Consider the following 16392-nt stretch of genomic DNA (forward strand, 5'->3'; position numbering starts at 1 on the left):
GTGAAGGGGTCCGTACGGCCGACAGGCCGTACGGACCCCTTCGCCTTGCGCACTTCGCATGCGCGGGAGCCGCGGTGGGGCCACCGCAGCCGGTCGCGCCCCGGTCTCGTCAGGTCAGGTCCGACATGTCCAGCACGAAGCGATAGCGGACGTCGTTCCGGGCCAGGCGCTCCAGCGCCGTGTTGACCTGGGCCGAGGGGAGGACCTCGACGTCGGCTCCGATGCCGTTGTCGGCACAGAAGCGGAGCATCTCGGCTGTCGAGGGCCGCCCGCCGCTGCCGGCCGAGCTGAGTTTCTTGCGGCCCACGAGCAGGTCCATGGCCTCGATGGTGAGCTCCCCCAGGTATCCCACGAGGGAGAGGGTGCCGTCCATCGCGACCAGCTTCAGGTACGGAGCCAGGTCATGGGGTGCGGAAACGGTGTCGATGACGACGTCGAAGGTGTCGCGCGCCGCGGCCATCTGCTGCGCATCCGTGGAGGCGATCAGGTCGTGCGCCCCGAGCTGCAGCGCGTCGTCGCGTTTGTCCGTGCTGCGGCTGATGACGGTGGTGGTGGCCCCGAGTGCCACGACGATCTTGACGGCGAGGTGGCCCAAGCCGCCGAGCCCTGCCACCGCGACCCGGCTGCCCGGGCCCACGCCGAGAGAGCGCAGCGGTTCCCAGACGGTGACTCCGGCGCACATCAGCGGAGCGGCCGCTGCCGCGTCCAGGCCGGTGGGCAGCGGGTAGGCGAACGTGTCGCGGACGACGTATTCGCGGGAGTAGCCGCCCAACGTGGTCGAGCCGTCCTGCCGATCGGTGCCGCCGTAGGTGAGCGTCGGGAAGGTGTGGCAGAAGTTCTCCTGCCCCGCGGCGCACATGGCGCACGTGCCGCAGGAGTCGACGATGTTGCCGACCGCGACCGGGTCGCCGACCGAGAAGGCGGTCACGTCGGCACCGGTCTCGGTCACCACACCGGTGAATTCGTGGCCCGGCACCAGGAGGCTTTCGGCGTGTGGATCGTAGGTGCGCAGTGTGTGCACGTCGGTGTGGCAGACCCCGCAGTAGTCCACGCGCACCGCGATGTCGTCCGGCCGCAGATCGCGTCGTGTGAGCTGTGCGCGCTCCACGGAGCCGGGGCCGGTCGCTTTCCATCCGGTGGTTGTACGCATCTCGATCCTCTTCAAACAGACTGTTCGGTCTATTGGAGCGTAGACCCATTGGGCGCCCTGAACAAACCGACTGTTCTGTTGAGTAGAATCGGCACATGCCGGAACAACCCCAGACCGCGCGTGGTGCGGCGACGTATCAGCGCATCGTGGATGCCGCCACCGAAGAGTTCGCGCAGCACGGCATCGCCGGAGCGCGCATCGAACGCATAGTGAAGGCAGCCCGCACCAACAAGGCCCAGCTGTACGCCTATTTCGGCGACAAGGACCAGCTCTTCGATGCGATCTTCCTCGGCTCGCTGGAGCGCATCACCAATGTCGTGCCGATCGACGCCGACGATCTTCCGGACTGGGCCGTGCGTCTCTACGACGAGTACCTGCGCCGCCCTGATCTGATTCGGCTCGCGACCTGGACGCGGTTGGAGCGTCGGCCCGACGGGCACTTGGTCGACACCCGTGAGCGCTACGACGACCGCAAACTGGCGGCCATTGCCGAGGCCCAGGCGGCCGGACGTGTCCGGGCGGGCGACCCGTTCGACATCATGGCCATGGTGATCGCCATGTCCATGGCCTGGTCGCCGGTCAGCAACGTGTACGCGGCCACCAGCGAGGAGCCCGACGCCGTGCACGAACAGCGCCGGGCCCTGCTCCGAGACTGCGTCCGGGGAGCCACCACCCCCGCCTGAGGCCGGCTGACACGGTCGGCATCAGCACGGGCCCCTCCCCCGCCGACACTGCAGCGCCGCTGACCGGGCGCTGCGGAGATCGAGGGCCTCGAGCTCGTCGGACGCCCGTACAGCTGGCTCAGGCGCGAGCGCCTCCACTTCGTGGAGCGCCCATGGCCGGCACGGGCGCTCCACGCTGCGGAATCACAACAACCGCTCTACAACGGCCCTTACTGAACCGCCCCGTCCGGAATGCACACGTATCCCCGGCCCCACGCGTTCCGCTCGACATGACTCGGCTCCGTGGAGCGCAGGCAGAAGAGCCACGCCTGACGGTAGGACGGGTTCGTCAGGATCAGCTCCTGCTCGTCGTCGTCCGCGCCGGCGAAACTGTCGTACGCCTCGTTCGACAGCACGACGGTGCCGGGGTCGGGGTCGGCGGCGAGGGCCGGGGCTGACCAGGCGATGGACGCGGCCAGGGCCAGGACGACGGCGCCCGTGGCGGTACGGATACGCATGAAGGTCTCCTTGATGAGAGGACGACAGGACATCGCCTGCTCAACCCCTGAGCCCCGCCTTGGTCACGATCCCCGCCCCCGAACAGGCCACGCGACTCCGCCTGGCCGTGCGGGCAGCGGGGACCGCGGTAGTGGTGGGCTGAACCACCGCCGGGCCGGGCAACGCGTCGTCCGTCGTGGGCGAGCTCTTCACGCTCGCGTCGGATAGCTCGGTCTCAGGTTCTGGGTCTCGTGGGGGCACGCCACTGCCTCGGGCACCTCAGGGTCCTACGGATTGGAGCCGGTCAAGGTCGGTCGGAGGTCCGGCGCAATACCAGGCAGACGAAGCCGAAGCTGTCCCGGTAAGAACGCAGCCATTCTGAGCGGCGGGTGGCGGCTGTGGAGAGGGCTTCGGAGCTGTCCGGATCATCAGGGTGGTCCAAGGCCCATGCGGCCAGCGATCCCCAGCACGCCCACTCGTAGTCGTCCAGCTCCCGGCGGGTGCTCACGTGGCCGTGCACGGGCGTCCAGCCGTCAGCGGTCACACGGTCCAAGGTGGTCGCCAGGTCCGCGAAGTCGCCCAACATCTCCACGGCCTCAGGAGAAGGCTCCTTCTCCCAGAATCCGTCACCGACCAGGACGGATCCGCCCGGAGCCAGATGCTTGCGTGCCGCCGCGAGAGTGGGCAGCAGTCCACCGAAGGCATGGGCGGCCCCGACGCTCAACACCAAGTCAAACGGGTGCACGGAGGAGAAGTCGGCTGCTGCCTGACGGTGGAGAGTCAGGCGCTCTTGAACGCCCAGTCCGATTGCCGCCTCACGAGCTTGCGCCAGTGCGTCTTCAGAGATGTCGACGCCCTCGGCATGCAGGCGAGGACTGGTGGCCAGGGCACGAAGGAGCCACTCCGCTCCCCCACAACCGAGGTCGAGCACACGCGCGTCCTGTCGGGAGATTCCGTGCTCGAGCAGTGCGCGCACCGAATCGTCGTCGAGCGGGGACTTGATCGGATGGTTGGCATGCGCGATCCGTGACATCTGTTCGCGGTTCATTGGCGCAGCCTGACACCGTCGCAAGACCGTACGCATCTTCATTTCCACACCGAGCGTCACGTCCATCGCTTCTGCCTTTTGCGGGGCGGCGGTGTTCGACTCTTTCTTGGCATCGGGGGTCGAAGAAGCGGTGTCGTTCCGGGAGCCGCAGCCGACGGCGGCGAAACTGACTGCTCACACGTCACGCACGGCCTATCCCCATGGCGTCGGTGTGGAGCGGATCCAGGTTGAGCGGGTGGCAGTCAGCCTGCTCACGAATCGATCAGTGCCGCAGGCTCGGCGTGGCCGGTGGCCGGCCACGCTCACCACGTCACGTTCAGCGTTCCTCCCACCGGAAGTGCGTGCCAGCGCTCGGCGTATTCGTCGAAGCGAGCCACGATCCGATCGACGACCGGCGGGATGTGCTGCGCCGTGACGTAGGCCGGAAGGTCCGCGGCGTGGCCGCGGCGTACTTCCCACACGGGCAGTGTGATGCCCGCCAGTTCCTCCGACCTGATCATGTCGGCGCGCTCACGCGCGGAGGATCTGGTCCGCTTCATCTTGCGGCGGCGCAGTGCCTTGGTGCGCTCCGCCGGGTCGGCAGGCCAGAACATGCCGTTGTCACCAGCGGCAAGCTGTCCGAACACCCCCTGCTCGATCCCTGCCTCTGCCTCGACGAGCAGATGGACCAGGTCATGAGGGAGATAGTCATGGCCTCCCGGCCCGTTGCGCGGGGCGAGAGCAGGACCGGCGTCGCGCTGCACGGCGATGCGGTAGCTGGTTCCCGGGCCCTTGGTGAAGACGACCTGCATGAGCAAACGGTAAGCGGCTCAGGCCGACCAACGCATCCGGTTTTCCCGCCTTCGGCTTACCCGCGAGCTGCACTTCGACGCCGAGGACATCGACAGTGCGCCTCCCCCTTTCAAGGGCGTGTGCGCGACGGGCTACGTGAAAGCGCTCGCCCCGAACTGCGGTTCCCGTCGCGTTCGTAACGCGATCATGGCTGGGTCTTCTTGAGTCGTCGCCAGCAGATAAGACTCCAGGCCAACGAGACGAAGGCGTCGTGGAGTTCGAGGCCTTGTTCCCATCGCATTGCCAGGCGCTGGAACTGGTGGAGTAGCGCGAAGGTCTGCTCGACGACGACGAGCGGCTTTACGCACTGCTCGGGGAGTTGTCGCTCAAGAGTGACCGGTTCCGTCAGTTGTGCGGGCGTCAGGATGTGCGTTCCGCGCACGACGTGACGTTCAGGAGACGACATCCCCGGGTCGGGCCCATGGACCTGCTGGTCGAGAAATTCCCGGTGCCCGGCAGCGGCTTGGAAGTCCTGCTGCTGCACCCCGGACCCGACTGCCCCACGGCCGCACCTGGCGTACCTCGGGAGCCACTCGCACCCGGGCCGAAGGTGGCGCCTCCCAACGCTGCGTTCGACCCACAGCCGCCGGCCGACAGCTGCCGCGGGGCGACAGGGAGGTCAGCCGCCCTGACCGGCGCTTCCGATCGGGCCGACCTGCACCGGGCTGCCGGAGCCGTCCGTCACGGGCAGCGTGGCGGCGCCCGGCCAGGCGAGGGTGACCGACTTCGTCTCGTCCGGCGGGGTCACCACAAGCCCCGTGATACGGACACCGGAGCCGCCGGACGTGTTGCTCGGGTAGTGGATGCCGAAAGCCACCGACTCCCCGTTCTTGAGGATGCCCTGAGGAGCCTGTTCACCGGTGCGCTTCGCGGACAGCGCGCCCGAGTTGGTCTTCAGGTCGACGCCCGCGTATCCCGAGATCGCGCAGTCGCGGCCGCTCTTGTTCTTGAAGGTCACCGCGACCGTGTTGTCGGGGTCGCCATCGATGGTGTTGTCCGAGGCCGTGATCTCCAGCTGGTCGGTGCGGCACTTGCCGACCTTGCTGTTCGTGTGGGAGCCGGTCCCGGCGGCCGTGCCCTTCCCACCGGAACTCTGCCCGCCCGAGTTCTTCCCCCCGGAGTCCTTCCCGCTTCCCTGATCGGAGCTGCCCGAGCCCGAACCACCGTCCGAGGACGACGCAGTGGCTGCCGACGACGGTTCGCCCTTCCCCATGTCGCCATCGTCGTTCTGACAGGCAGTGAGCGAGAGCCCCGCGGCAACGGCCAGGGCGGCAAAGGTCAGCTTGCGAACGCGCATTGATTCATCCCCGTATCGATCGAAAGTCCGGCCGCTCGTTCCGTGTCGGTACGAGCGAACGTTTCTGATCACCTAGAGCGGCACGGTCCGGGGGCACGTTCCGTCCAGCCGCTCGCTAATACATTCCTGTTACACGCACGGAGAGGCACCCGTAGCGCCATCGCCGGCAGCGCGCCGCCGGCCGGTGTGGAAGGCTGCTCCCACCGGGGCTCCGCGACTGTTCGCAGCCACCGTCCGCTGGGACGAATCCGTAACCCGACAGCGCTTGACCGCAGGCACTCTGGCGGCCTGGCGACCTGCCAGTGAAGGAAGTGGTTAAGCGGATGCGGGTGCCCCGGCTCGGCCCGGGCCGCCCACGCACCCGCCCCTGCCGATTCGTGCCGACAAGGCATGCGGCTCCCGCAGGATCCGCGCCTTCCTGCGTCGATGCCGTATTCCTACACAACGTCGAACTCGTTGCCTTCCGGGTCCTGCAGCAGGACGGCGTACTGCCCCGAGTCCGGCTCATCCGCGATCCGAAGCACGCTGGCACCGGCTTTGACGAGTCTCTCTACTGTGGTGGTGACCCGCTGCCTACGGACCGCCAACGGGACGTCGCGCCCGCCGCCGACCTTCAGGTCGAAATGTATGCGGTTCTTGGTGGCCTTGGGCTCCGGAACCTGCTGGAACCACACCCGGGGCCCTTGTCCTGCGGGATCGACGATCGACTCCGGGATGTCGCCCGCACCTACGGGCAACTCCTCCTCGGGCACCCCCATGGCTGCCCAGTACTGCCGCCACGTGGCATGGCCGCCCGGTGGAGGTTCGGGTACGTATCCCAGAGCCTCGCTCCAGAACGCGACCAGCCTCTGCGGGTCGGCACAGTCGATCGTCAGTTGCAGCGTCATGTCCATAACCAGAGCCTGACAGACACCTCTGACAGTGATGCGCGGCCTGGCAGCAGGACTGTGCTGCAACGCCATCGTGCCGCGCAAGCTCAACTGGCTTTCATTCAAGCGGTGTTGTGCGGAACACTTCGCGAGATGGATGAGACTACGGGCGCGGAGGCCGACACGGAGCGCCCGGGGCTGGGGCGCCATCGCCACACCTATCGCCCGCAGCGCAAGAAGCCTTCAGCGTACGTGCTGCTTCTGCTGCGGCTGCTCCCCTTCTCGGCCCTGGCCTGTCTCCTGACGATCCTCCTCGGTGTGTTCTTCGACTGGGAGGGAACAGCTGCGGCCGAAGTGGTCGGCGGGCTGGCGCTGCTGGGGCCCTTCACTGTCAGGGCTCTGTGGTACTGGCGGCACACAAAAGTGGAGCTCCGCCTCTACGAGCACGGTCTCGTCGCGATCGCGGCCAACGGTACGGAGACGATCTTCCCCTGGCCGTCGACCACGGTCTTCACGGACGCCTGGAATCGCTACAAGCTGTCCAATGCCGAGGGGACGGTCGTCACCCTCGGAGCAGCGCACCGTGGGCCCTTGCTCAACGGGGTGAAGATCCGTGGTCTTCGCGCCCGTGCAGCGATCAGGGGCGCCCAACTCCCGCAGGAGGAGGAGTGGGGCAGGGCGATCCTGGAGGGCGTCCGGAACGCGCAGCTGGCGTCGATCACCCAGACCGCTCTGGCCGGCGGTGAAGTCCCCTTCGGGGACATCGTGTTGAGCCGAGACAGGCTGACCGTCCGGCGCAGGCGCGGCCGGGACGACTTCACGACCTGGGAGGATGTCGACTCGCTCTCCCTCACGGCCGAAGGCAATCTCTCCATCACCTCGCGAGGAAGCGACTTCCCGACTCACTACGTAAAACCCCGATACCAGATACCCAATTTGGACATCTTCCTCGACCTCTCCGGCCGACTGCACGGACGCAGGGCACGGGCCGCACACACTCCAGCCGCACACACTCCGGCCGCACCTACTCCAACCGGACCCACACCCACACTCACGCCCACACCAGAACCCCCACCCACGCCCCGCGATGACGAGGAGACGACCGGCGACATACCAGAACTACTGGCCCTGTACGTCGCTTTCGGCGTGGGCGCGTGGGCCGCCTGGCGCCTCGGCACCCGGCACGACATCGACGGGTTGGGGTCCGTACTCCTCGCCGTCTGCGCGGCGGCTCTCGGCGGAGTTGTCGGGGCGGCCTTCGGCCTGGTCCTCGCGGCAGCCGTCATGATTGCGCCGAGAGTGGTGGGCGAGTTCCTCATCGAGCCCCTGATCCGCTGGATCCGGCATCGACGGTACGTCGCGTCGACCGCCCTAGCACTGGTCCTTACTGCCCCGCCGGCACTGCTCCTCGTACTGTTCCTCCAATTCCCCTCCCGCCTGGTCCCGCTGGTGGCGCTGCTCTTCTTCGGCGGCTGGGCCCTGTTGCTCGCGGTGAAGTGGTGCGGCACGTCCGAGCGCCTGGTCGTACGGCATCTGCCGCACCTCCCTGGGGTGTTCCTGGTCGTCCTCGCCGTCGAGCAGCTCGTCTCCGGCGACGTACTGACCGTCACACCGGCTGCCGGCCTCTTCTTCCCGTTCGCCGTCTGGCTCTCCTGGCGCGGCTGGCGAAAGCTGAAGGACTCCACGCGTCCGACGGTGCAGGCGGTGGCCGACATCGTCGTATCGGTGGAACTCGGCCTCGTGCTGACTTTGCTGATGGTGTGGCTGGCAAACGTCCTGTCGTTCACGCCACCCCAAGTCACAGTCGCACGCGCCCTGTTGGAGAAGGTCCAAGGGCTGACGGAAGTGCACTGGCTGTACTGGCTGGCGGCATACACGCTGCTCGCTGTCGGCAGTTACGTCACACTCCGCTGGCCGGACCATGTCGCGCGGGTCAGACGGCGACTGCGCCCGGCCCGCTTCGGCGGAGCCCGGCTCCCCCTGGGCCTCGGTGCCAACTTCGGACGGCGGTCCCTCTCAGGAATCAACATCGGCATCATGGTCGGCCTGCTGTTCGTCGTCGTTCTCGCTCCTGTGACCGAGGGGACCTGGAAACAGCCCGTAGCCAAGAGATACACGCTCGAAGTGCAGCGTCGGCAGTACGCCGAGGGCGCCGCGGCCGCGTACAAGGAGATCTACCGGCAGGTCACGCTGCATCCCCGGACCGCTGCCCGGGTGAGAGCCGTGATCCTTGCCGCGCACCGAGCCGCGCCTTCGCCACCTGGCGGACCCGTGAACCGGACGGCGCTGGACATCGCTCGGCAGGTCGGCCGCTTCCAGGCCGGCACTCTCGCTCCCGACGACCCGGCGCCACCCCAGCCCTCCCGGACACCGGAGACCGACGATCTCAACGGACAACTCGATCAGCTCGACGAGAGCCAACAGCGCACCGCGGAGCGGGAGAGACAGACCGACCGGTTCGCCGAGCTCGCCTCCCTCGCGATCACCCGCACCTTCGACGCCCTCGACCTGGGCGACAACCAAGCCGTGCAACTCGTCAAGGAGTACCTCGGCGGGCTGGTGGAGGACGGCCCGGTCAAGAAGATCTTCCACCGGTGGGGTGAACGCATCGGCGAGCCCCCGCCCGACGGCGATCAGCTCGTACGCATCGACGTCCGCCGCCTGACCACAGTGGCCTACGACCGCACCCGGGCCATGGTCGAACGCGCCGACGCCAGCCTGCTCGCCTTCTACGGCCGATTCGGCATCGGTGTCCCCAGCGAGGACACCTCGCTGACACCCGCGATCGACCTGGCGAACCAGCACCGGTACCTGCAGCAGGGCACGGGCCCGTGCGCCGGCTGCGTCAACTCCCCGAACAGCGGATCCAGCACGGGCGGAGGCACCGGAGGCGGCGGCCGCCGCTGAATCGGAATCGCCGGCCCCGACGGAGAGGGGATCTCTTCGGCGGCGCGGCAGCGCTGTACGCGGCGGGGTCCACTGTTCCGGCCACCACGCTCGCCGGCGTGCCGATCTTCTACCACGTGCGGTCGTGGGACCGAGTCGTGTGGCTGCTCAGACACTGAGCCCGGACGCCGGCGCCCCCGCCTTCAGATGTACCGCCGGATGCGTCGCCGCCCGTGGCTCTACTACTCCGAAGGCGGACACTACGAACGACCCCGGCGGCGAAGGGGAGAACTCGAACGCATCGAGTCCTAAGATCCGCTCATGGCGAGCGAACTACCTGATGAGCTGCTCGAACTGCAGCGCGCGGCCGACGACGAGGGCCGGAAACTGGAACACCTCGACGACGGCGAACGCGAGAAGCAACGCGAGGTCTGGTTCGCAGCGGCGGCGAAATCCCAGGCGGCGGTCTCCGACTACGCCGCGCGCAACGACCTCAACCGGTACGAGGTCGAGAAGCAAGTCAGACAGACCGTTCGGCATCCTCCGACCCCGGAGGAGTAACAACGGCTAACACGATGACGCGGATCGGCGCTGTTAGCCGTGTCCGCGTCAGGAGTCGGGCGTTGTCTGGGAATGGGGACTTCGCCGTGGATCGTGTCGGATGACCTGTGGCAGCGGATCGAGCCCCTGCTGCCGCGCAAGGAACGTCGGTTTCGGCATCCTGGACGCAAGCCGCTGCCGGACCGGCAGGTGCTGTGCGGAATCATGTTTGTTCTGCACACCGGCATCCAGTGGGAGTACCTGCCGCAGGAGTTGGGCTTCGGTTCTGGCATGACCTGCTGGCGGCGACTGCGGGACTGGAACGAGGCGGGCGTCTGGCAGCAACTGCACGAAGTACTGCTGGCCGAACTCAACGCGGCGGCCCGTCTCGACTGGTCGCGTGCGGTGGTCGACTCCAGCCACGTGCGGGCCATAAATGGGGGAGCCGGACGGGACCGAGTCCGGTCGATCGCGGCCGAACCGGATCGAAACACCACCTGATCACCGACGGACACGGCACACCGCTCGCCGTGATCCTCACGGGCGGCAACCGCAACGACGTCACCCAGCTCCTGCCCCTGATCGACGCCATCCCAGCTATCAGGGGCCGGGTCGGGCATCCGCGACGTAGGCCGGACTCACTCTTCGCCGACCGCGGGTACGACCACGACATCTACCGCGATCAGGTCCGCCAGCGCCGCATCGTCCCGGCTATCGCCCGCCGCGGCACCCCCCATGGCACCGGACTGGGCAAATACCGCTGGGTCGTCGAACGCAGCTTCGCCTGGTTCCACGGCTTCAAACGCATCCGCATCCGCTGGGAACGCCGAGCCGACATCCACGAAGCCTTCCGCAAACTCGCCTGCTGCCTCATCACCCATCGACAGATCGGCTCACTGCGAGGGCCGATGCCGGCCCGTGAGACAAATCTGGCTACTTCCAGACGGTGAAGTAGTTCGTGACGGGCATAGTGATCTTGAAGACCATCCCGTACTCGCGTCGCAGATCCGCCACGCTGGTCGAGGCGGGCTCTCTGAGGCAACGTCGCACTGGCGGATCATGGGGGCTACATGAGCGAGGCTCTTCAATCACCTCACCTGTGCTCCCACTGCGCACCTGGTCCCAGCTCAGAGTGATGGTGCCTGCGCTGAAGAGCTCTGTTGGTTCCCCGGTTCCTGGTCCTTGTGGGTCGCCTGCTTTCCCGCGGTAGTAGTCGACGACTGCGCGCGCGTAGTGGAAGTCGTGGTCGAAGGGGATGGGAGGTCCCGTACGGTCTCCTGCGCTGAGCACTCCGTCGATGGTGTCGGCCATCCTGCGGGGATCTGCCCCAAAGTAGGCAGCAACGGACATGGTGCACTTGATCTTGTACCTGTCGGAGCCTGTCGGAAAAAACAGCTCCTTCGCGCTCCCGCCAACACACACGTCTTCCAGAACAACCAGCCCCAGCGTGAGCGGCGTTTCGGCGTCCCAGACGGCGATGACGTCCCGACTGGCCAACTCAACCTCCTGCCGTGCCTTCAGGGCTTCAGGACTGCCAGCCAGCTTGCGCACGGTCTTCTCGCTGGTCGCGCGCCCGCACGCTGCGAGAACAAGCACCAAGGTGATAGTGAAAGGTAACCCGAACACACGACGTATCCAGGATCTCTGCTGTCGACTCAAAGCCGGCAGGCCGAGCCAGGCCGCAGCGACAGTAGCCAGAAGAACAGCCAGGACGAGTATCAAGATCCAGAAGGTGGTCGCCATGACGGCCATGATTCGCTAGCCGCACGAACCGCTGCTACCCGTACGGATACTCATAGAGCTCGACGTCGAGGGGTCGGGCACCCATCTCCTACCTGGAGCGAGAGCAGCGTCACCTCATTCTGTTAGGCGCTGTAAGCCACTCCCCCAGCGGCCGCTCCTCGTCCGGCGTCCTGGGGACGACGTCCGCGCCGCACAACGCGCGCGACGCCTCAGCCGGTGATCTCCTGGAAGCCCCCGGCCTTGCGCCATACCCGCGTACAGGAGAACCGCATGACCACCTCCGCCCCCACCCGGCCGCTCGTCGTCGTCACCGGGGCCAGCTCCGGTATCGGCGCCGCCACCGCACGACTGCTGTCGGAGCGCGGCCACGCCCTGCTGCTGCTCGCCCGTCGCGCCGAACGGATGACGGAGCTCGGGCTTCCGCACGCCCTGTGCCGGGCCGTCGACGTGACGGACCGCGAGGCGGTGGCGGCGGCGGTCGCGGAGGGCGAGGCGGCGTACGGTCCCGTGGACGGCCTGGTCAACAACGCCGGGGTGATGCTCCTCGGGCAGATGGACCGGCAGTCGCCCGAGGAGTGGGACACGATGTTCGATGTGAACGTGCGGGGCCTGCTCAACGGGGTGCACGCCGTCTTGAACGGCATGCTGGAGCGCCGCGCCGGCACCATCGTGAACATCAGCTCGGTCGCGGGCCGCAAGACTTTCCCGAACCACACCGCGTACGTGGGAACGAAGTTCGCCGTGCACGCCATGTCCGAGAATCTGCGCGAGGAGGTCGCCGACCGCGGGGTCCGAGTCGTCACGATCGCGCCCGGGGCCGTGGAGACGGAGCTGCTCTCACACACCAGCGACGAGCAGATCAAGACGGACTACGAGGCGTGGAAGGAGTCCGCGGGCGGCGCCCTCGCCCCCGAGGCGGTCGCCGAGGCCGTGGCGTTCGCCTACGGACAGCCGCCCCAGGTGTGCGTCCGCGAGATCGTCCTCGCCGCCACCGGTCAGCAGGCCTGAGCCGGGGCAGTCGCCCTCACTCCTGGCCCGCGACCGAGCATGGTGAGTCCGCGGCCCACATAGGGCAACTGCCTTATGGTTAAGGAGACTTGGAGATAAGGCACCAGGAACTCACCTCGCCAACCCTGTTCGACGTACCGGCGGCGCGGGTATGCCATGTCTTGCCGCGCGCACGTCATATGCGCGGATTCGGCTTCGACCGGGGGGCTTCGGTGCGCAACAGGGTTGCTGGCATGGGGCTCGGTGAGATCCGCGGCGATTACGCCGTCATCAATCCTGCGACAGGCGCCATGATGCAGGTGCTACGGGGGTTCTTGCTGCTTGGCTGGGGCGCCCTGCTCGTGGCTACGGTCGTCAACCCGTCCGCGGTCGATAGCAATGCCGCTGTCGCGACAGCCGTGGTGGCCGCGGTGTACGCCCTGAAGTTCGGATGGCGGCGGATGACGGCCTGGTCCGGTGTGAACAGGTGTTACCTGTGTGCGGAGGGCGTGGCCGTCACCAGCCGATTCGGCCGGGTGCGCGACTCCGTGGCGTGGAGCGAGGTGACGGGTGTGCAGCAGACGACGGTGGTGGGTTTCGTTGTGGGCTGCCATCGCATCGAAATGTTCAGAAGCCGCTCCGCCGCACCCCTCTGGTTCGTGGCGCCGGGTGCGAACTCCGCCCTGGTCAGGGCCCTGCTCGACGAGGGCAGGCGCATCGGTGCTCTCCAGTGAACCCAACCTTCCGTGCCCGGGATGCCGCCGGCGACAGCACCGGCGACAACCACGCTATGTGTCGACCGACGGCCGTGACAGCACGACCAGGCTGCGTGACTCGACCTGAAGGAGTGCCTCAGCCTTGTGTTCCTTCTCGTCGGGCTCGCCGGCCGGCTCCGCCGTGTCGATCTTCGTGGTCCAGCACACTCCGTACGCGGGGCCGGGGAGCTGAAACTCCATCGGCTCCCAATAGCAGTTGAAGAGCATGAGGAAGGAGTCGTCCACGACCCGGTCGCCGCAGGGGTCCGGCTCCGTGATCGCGTCCCCGTTCAGGAAGACGGCCAGCGCGTGGGCATCGGGCCATCGCCAGTCCTTGTGCGTCATCTCGGCGCCGTCCGGGCGCAGCCACACCAGATCCGGCAGCCCCTGCCACTCGTGCGGGGCGACCTCGCCCTGGAAGAAGCGGCGCCGGCGCAGGACGGGATGCGCGGTGCGCAGTTCACCGAGCCGCCGCGTGAAGTCCAGCAGGGACGACTCCTCGTCGCTCAGGTTCCAATCGATCCAGGTCAGTTCGTTGTCCTGGCAGTAGGCGTTGTTGTTGCCGTCCTGCGTGCGGCCGACTTCGTCGCCGTGGCTGAGCATGGGGATGCCTTGCGACAGCATGAGGGTTGTTAGGAAGTTGCGCTGTTGCCGGCAGCGCAGCGCGCGCACGTCGGGAGCGTCGGTGGGGCCTTCGGCGCCGCAGTTCCAGGAACGGTTGTTGCTCTCGCCGTCGCGGTTGTCCTCGCCGTTGGCCTCGTTGTGCTTGGAGTCGTACGAGACCAGGTCGCGCAGTGTGAATCCGTCGTGCGCGGTGATGAAGTTGACGCTGGCGCGCGGCCGGCGCCGATCGCGCTGGTACAGGTCGGCGGAGCCTGTGAGGCGGGCGGCGAACTCCGGGAGTGAATGTTCGCGGGCGCACCACAGGTCGCGGATGCTGTCGCGGTACTTGCCGTTCCATTCGGACCACAGCGGCGGGAAGTTCCCTACCTGGTAGCCGCCGTCGCCGACGTCCCAGGGCTCGGCGATCAGCTTCACGCGGTTGATGACGGGGTCCTGTTGGATGAGGTCGAAGAAGGCGGACAGCCGGTCGACCTCGTGGAACTGTCGTGCCAGGGTCGCCGCGAGGTCGAAGCGGAATCCGTCCACGTGGCATTCGGTGACCCAGTAGCGCAGCGAGTCCATGATCAGCTGAAGGACGTTGGGGTGGCGCATCAGCAGGCTGTTGCCAGTGCCTGTGGTGTCGTAGTAGCGGCTGAAGTCCTCGTCGGAAAGCCGGTAGTACGACGCGTTGTCGATGCCGCGGAAGGAGAGCGTGGGGCCGTTCTCGTTGCCCTCGGCCGTGTGGTTGTAGACGACATCGAGGATCACTTCGAGCCCGGCCGCGTGCAGGGCCTTGACCATGCCCTTGAACTCGTCGACCTGGTGGCCGAGTGTGCCGGTGGCGGCGTAGGCGTGATGGGGCGCGAAGAAGCCGATGGTGTTGTAGCCCCAGTAGTTCGAGAGCCCTCGGTCCAGGAGAAAACCGTCCTGGACGAATTGGTGGATCGGCATCAGCTCGACTGCCGTCACCTTCAGGGATGTCAGATGGTCCAGGACGGCCGGACTGGCCAGGCCGGCATACGTGCCGCGCAATTCCTCCGGTACCCCTGGATGTGTGCGGGTCAGGCCACGCACATGCGCCTCGTAGATGACGGAGTCGGTGTAGGGGTGCCGGGGTGACTCGTCCGCCTCCCAGTCGAAGGCCGGGTCGACGACGACTCCGCACAGGCCCTGGGCGAAGCCGCCGTCGGGGGCGGCCTGCTCGTGGATCGCTCGGGCGTAGGGGTCCAGCAGGAAGGCAGAGGCGTCGCAGCGATGTCCGGACGTCGGTTCCCAGGGGCCGTGGACCCGGTAGCCGTAGCGCTGCCCGGGACCGATGCCGGGCACGTAGCCGTGCCAGACGAATCCGTCGACGTCGGGCAGTGTCACGGTCCGTTCGGAGCCATCGGGGTCCACCAGGATCAGATCCACCTGGTCGGCCACGCCGCTGAACAGGGCGAAGTTCGTGCCGTGACCGTCGTAGGCCGCCCCCAACGGGTAGGGGCGGCCGGTGCGCACGGGTGCGGTCACGAAACCGCCCCGGCCGTCAGCGGTCCGTCGGCCGTCGGGACGGCACGCGGCACCTGCCGCTCGGCGCCCGCGGACGGGACAGGACGCTTCGGGGCCAGCGGCTCGCGGACGCTGTTCCGGCTGCGCAGGGAGAACCAGACGATGCGCCGGGCGTGCGTGGTGCAGCTGCCCCAGCCGTCGCTCAGTGCCGCGATACGGCTCAGGCAGGCCAGAGCGGCGGACCGCTGGTCGGCTCCGGCGGCGTCCTGATGCGACACGGCGGTGATCAAGTGCTGGCCGGTCCACCACGTCTCGATCGTCACAGGGCCCCCGCCCACCGCGGCCTCCATCAGCAGCCCGACCCCCCGGGTCGCGGGCGTCACCAGCTTCTCGAGCCCCCAGTACCGCAGGTGCGCGGCGACGATGCGCTGCATCTGGCCGACGCGCTCCGGCTCGGGATCCACCTCGACGTGGTAGTAGCGGGGCACTGTCCGGTTCATGGTTTCTGCTCCTCATCGCGGAGCTCGCGCCCGTCGACACGACGGGGCCGTGCGCACGGAGCGTGAGCACTGCTGGTTCGAGAGTCAGGATTCAGCCTCGCCCCACTACTCCATTCGTGCAACACGAGCGTGTTCGTCTCGTGACGCTGGGCTCAACAGGACGGATGACGATCGGCCGCGCACGATGGTGGAGGAGCTGCCGCGTGTGACCGGCCGCTCCCTCTCCGTGCACGGTGTGCGGGCCCATCGGGCCCGGCGGCGCGGAGCCCAGGAGGTCGACGGATGCCATGGACGCATCGCGTACCGACACGGAGCTCGGCCGGCGCCTGCGGCGCTACCGCCAGTGGGAGCGCCGCTTCCTCGCCGCTCCCGCCGACGCCGATGTCCGCGCACGGTTCGAGCGGGCCGCAGGGGCGTTGTGCGCCGTGACCGGCGAGCGGTGCGGCCGGGAGGCCGCGGTGACGGCGGAACGCCGCTTGCGGGCCGAAGGTATGCGCGAGCGGACCGCGACGACGACCCTCGTGTGACCCCAACT

15 protein-coding genes and 2 pseudogenes are annotated in these 16392 nt (G+C 67.7%); 8 read left to right on the forward strand and 9 right to left on the reverse strand.

The genetic code is table 11. From position 1 onward, the window contains the following. Window positions 1-109 precede the first annotated feature (109 nt). Window positions 110-1150, reverse strand: coding sequence for an NAD(P)-dependent alcohol dehydrogenase (locus ACQUQD_RS00420; RefSeq protein WP_428949864.1), 1041 nt, complete (start codon window positions 1148-1150; stop codon window positions 110-112). A 95-nt stretch (window positions 1151-1245) separates the two neighbouring features. On the opposite strand from ACQUQD_RS00420, the gene ACQUQD_RS00425 reads away from it, so the two are divergent. Beyond that, the gene (locus tag ACQUQD_RS00425; protein WP_428949865.1) at window positions 1246-1833 is read left to right on the forward strand and encodes a TetR family transcriptional regulator; all 588 of its coding nucleotides are present in this window, start codon (window positions 1246-1248) and stop codon (window positions 1831-1833) included. A 209-nt stretch (window positions 1834-2042) separates the two neighbouring features. Here ACQUQD_RS00425 and ACQUQD_RS00430 read toward each other — a convergent pair whose 3' ends face one another. The 3 genes from ACQUQD_RS00430 to ACQUQD_RS00440 all read right to left on the reverse strand — a co-directional run bounded on the left by ACQUQD_RS00430 (window position 2043) and on the right by ACQUQD_RS00440 (window position 4149). After that, the gene (locus ACQUQD_RS00430) at window positions 2043-2330 is read right to left on the reverse strand and encodes a hypothetical protein (RefSeq protein WP_428949866.1); all 288 of its coding nucleotides are present in this window, start codon (window positions 2328-2330) and stop codon (window positions 2043-2045) included. 284 nt (window positions 2331-2614) lie between these two features. After that, window positions 2615-3358 carry an SAM-dependent methyltransferase gene (locus ACQUQD_RS00435; RefSeq protein WP_428957407.1) on the reverse strand — a complete coding sequence of 248 codons (744 nt, stop codon included), beginning with the start codon at window positions 3356-3358 and terminating at the stop codon, window positions 2615-2617. 302 nt (window positions 3359-3660) lie between these two features. Then, window positions 3661-4149 carry a hypothetical protein gene (locus ACQUQD_RS00440; protein ID WP_428949867.1) on the reverse strand — a complete coding sequence of 163 codons (489 nt, stop codon included), beginning with the start codon at window positions 4147-4149 and terminating at the stop codon, window positions 3661-3663. A 359-nt stretch (window positions 4150-4508) separates the two neighbouring features. On the opposite strand from ACQUQD_RS00440, the pseudogene ACQUQD_RS00445 reads away from it, so the two are divergent. Continuing rightward, a pseudogene (locus tag ACQUQD_RS00445) lies at window positions 4509-4640 on the forward strand (transcriptional regulator); the annotation flags it as partial. A gap of 168 nt (window positions 4641-4808) precedes the next feature. On the opposite strand, the gene ACQUQD_RS00450 reads toward ACQUQD_RS00445, so the two are convergent. Further along, a complete protein-coding gene (locus ACQUQD_RS00450; protein ID WP_428949868.1) occupies window positions 4809-5486 on the reverse strand; it encodes a DUF4232 domain-containing protein in 678 nt (225 codons plus the stop codon). Window positions 5487-5923: 437 nt separating this feature from the next. Further along, window positions 5924-6379 (reverse strand): VOC family protein, encoded by a 456-nt coding sequence (locus tag ACQUQD_RS00455; RefSeq protein ID WP_428949869.1) that lies wholly within the window; start codon window positions 6377-6379, stop codon window positions 5924-5926. A gap of 129 nt (window positions 6380-6508) precedes the next feature. Here ACQUQD_RS00455 and ACQUQD_RS00460 point away from each other — a divergent pair, with 129 nt between their 5' ends. From ACQUQD_RS00460 to ACQUQD_RS00470, 3 genes and pseudogenes are all read left to right on the forward strand, one after another. Further along, a complete protein-coding gene (locus tag ACQUQD_RS00460) occupies window positions 6509-9262 on the forward strand; it encodes a DUF6585 family protein (RefSeq protein ID WP_428949870.1) in 2754 nt (917 codons plus the stop codon). A 300-nt stretch (window positions 9263-9562) separates the two neighbouring features. Beyond that, on the forward strand, window positions 9563-9802 hold the full coding sequence (locus ACQUQD_RS00465) for a hypothetical protein (RefSeq protein WP_428949871.1): 240 nt from the start codon (window positions 9563-9565) through the stop codon (window positions 9800-9802). Between the two features lie 90 nt (window positions 9803-9892). Continuing rightward, window positions 9893-10731, forward strand: a pseudogene (locus tag ACQUQD_RS00470) (IS5 family transposase); the annotation flags it as partial. On the opposite strand, the gene ACQUQD_RS00475 reads toward ACQUQD_RS00470, so the two are convergent. After that, entirely contained in the window at window positions 10715-11524 is an 810-nt protein-coding gene (locus ACQUQD_RS00475) for a hypothetical protein (protein WP_428949872.1), read from the reverse strand. The pseudogene ACQUQD_RS00470 and the gene ACQUQD_RS00475 overlap by 17 nt on opposite strands. 270 nt (window positions 11525-11794) lie before the next feature. Here ACQUQD_RS00475 and ACQUQD_RS00480 point away from each other — a divergent pair, with 270 nt between their 5' ends. Both ACQUQD_RS00480 and ACQUQD_RS00485 read left to right on the forward strand, forming a co-directional pair. After that, on the forward strand, window positions 11795-12532 hold the full coding sequence (locus ACQUQD_RS00480; protein WP_428949873.1) for an SDR family oxidoreductase: 738 nt from the start codon (window positions 11795-11797) through the stop codon (window positions 12530-12532). Between the two features lie 89 nt (window positions 12533-12621). Next, window positions 12622-13245 carry a hypothetical protein gene (locus ACQUQD_RS00485; protein ID WP_428949874.1) on the forward strand — a complete coding sequence of 208 codons (624 nt, stop codon included), beginning with the start codon at window positions 12622-12624 and terminating at the stop codon, window positions 13243-13245. A 54-nt stretch (window positions 13246-13299) separates the two neighbouring features. Here ACQUQD_RS00485 and glgX read toward each other — a convergent pair whose 3' ends face one another. Then, a complete protein-coding gene (gene glgX, locus ACQUQD_RS00490) occupies window positions 13300-15378 on the reverse strand; it encodes a glycogen debranching protein GlgX (RefSeq protein ID WP_428949875.1) in 2079 nt (692 codons plus the stop codon). Next, the gene (locus tag ACQUQD_RS00495; protein ID WP_428949876.1) at window positions 15375-15857 is read right to left on the reverse strand and encodes a pep a2; all 483 of its coding nucleotides are present in this window, start codon (window positions 15855-15857) and stop codon (window positions 15375-15377) included. Before ACQUQD_RS00495 ends, glgX begins: the two co-directional genes overlap by 4 nt. Window positions 15858-16144: 287 nt before the next feature. On the opposite strand from ACQUQD_RS00495, the gene ACQUQD_RS00500 reads away from it, so the two are divergent. Further along, window positions 16145-16384 (forward strand): DUF5133 domain-containing protein, encoded by a 240-nt coding sequence (locus ACQUQD_RS00500; protein ID WP_428949877.1) that lies wholly within the window; start codon window positions 16145-16147, stop codon window positions 16382-16384. The last annotated feature ends 8 nt before the right edge of the window (window positions 16385-16392 follow it).

Source organism: Streptomyces sp. cg35, from assembly GCF_050410835.1.
Taxonomy (GTDB): Bacteria; Actinomycetota; Actinomycetes; order Streptomycetales; family Streptomycetaceae; genus Streptomyces.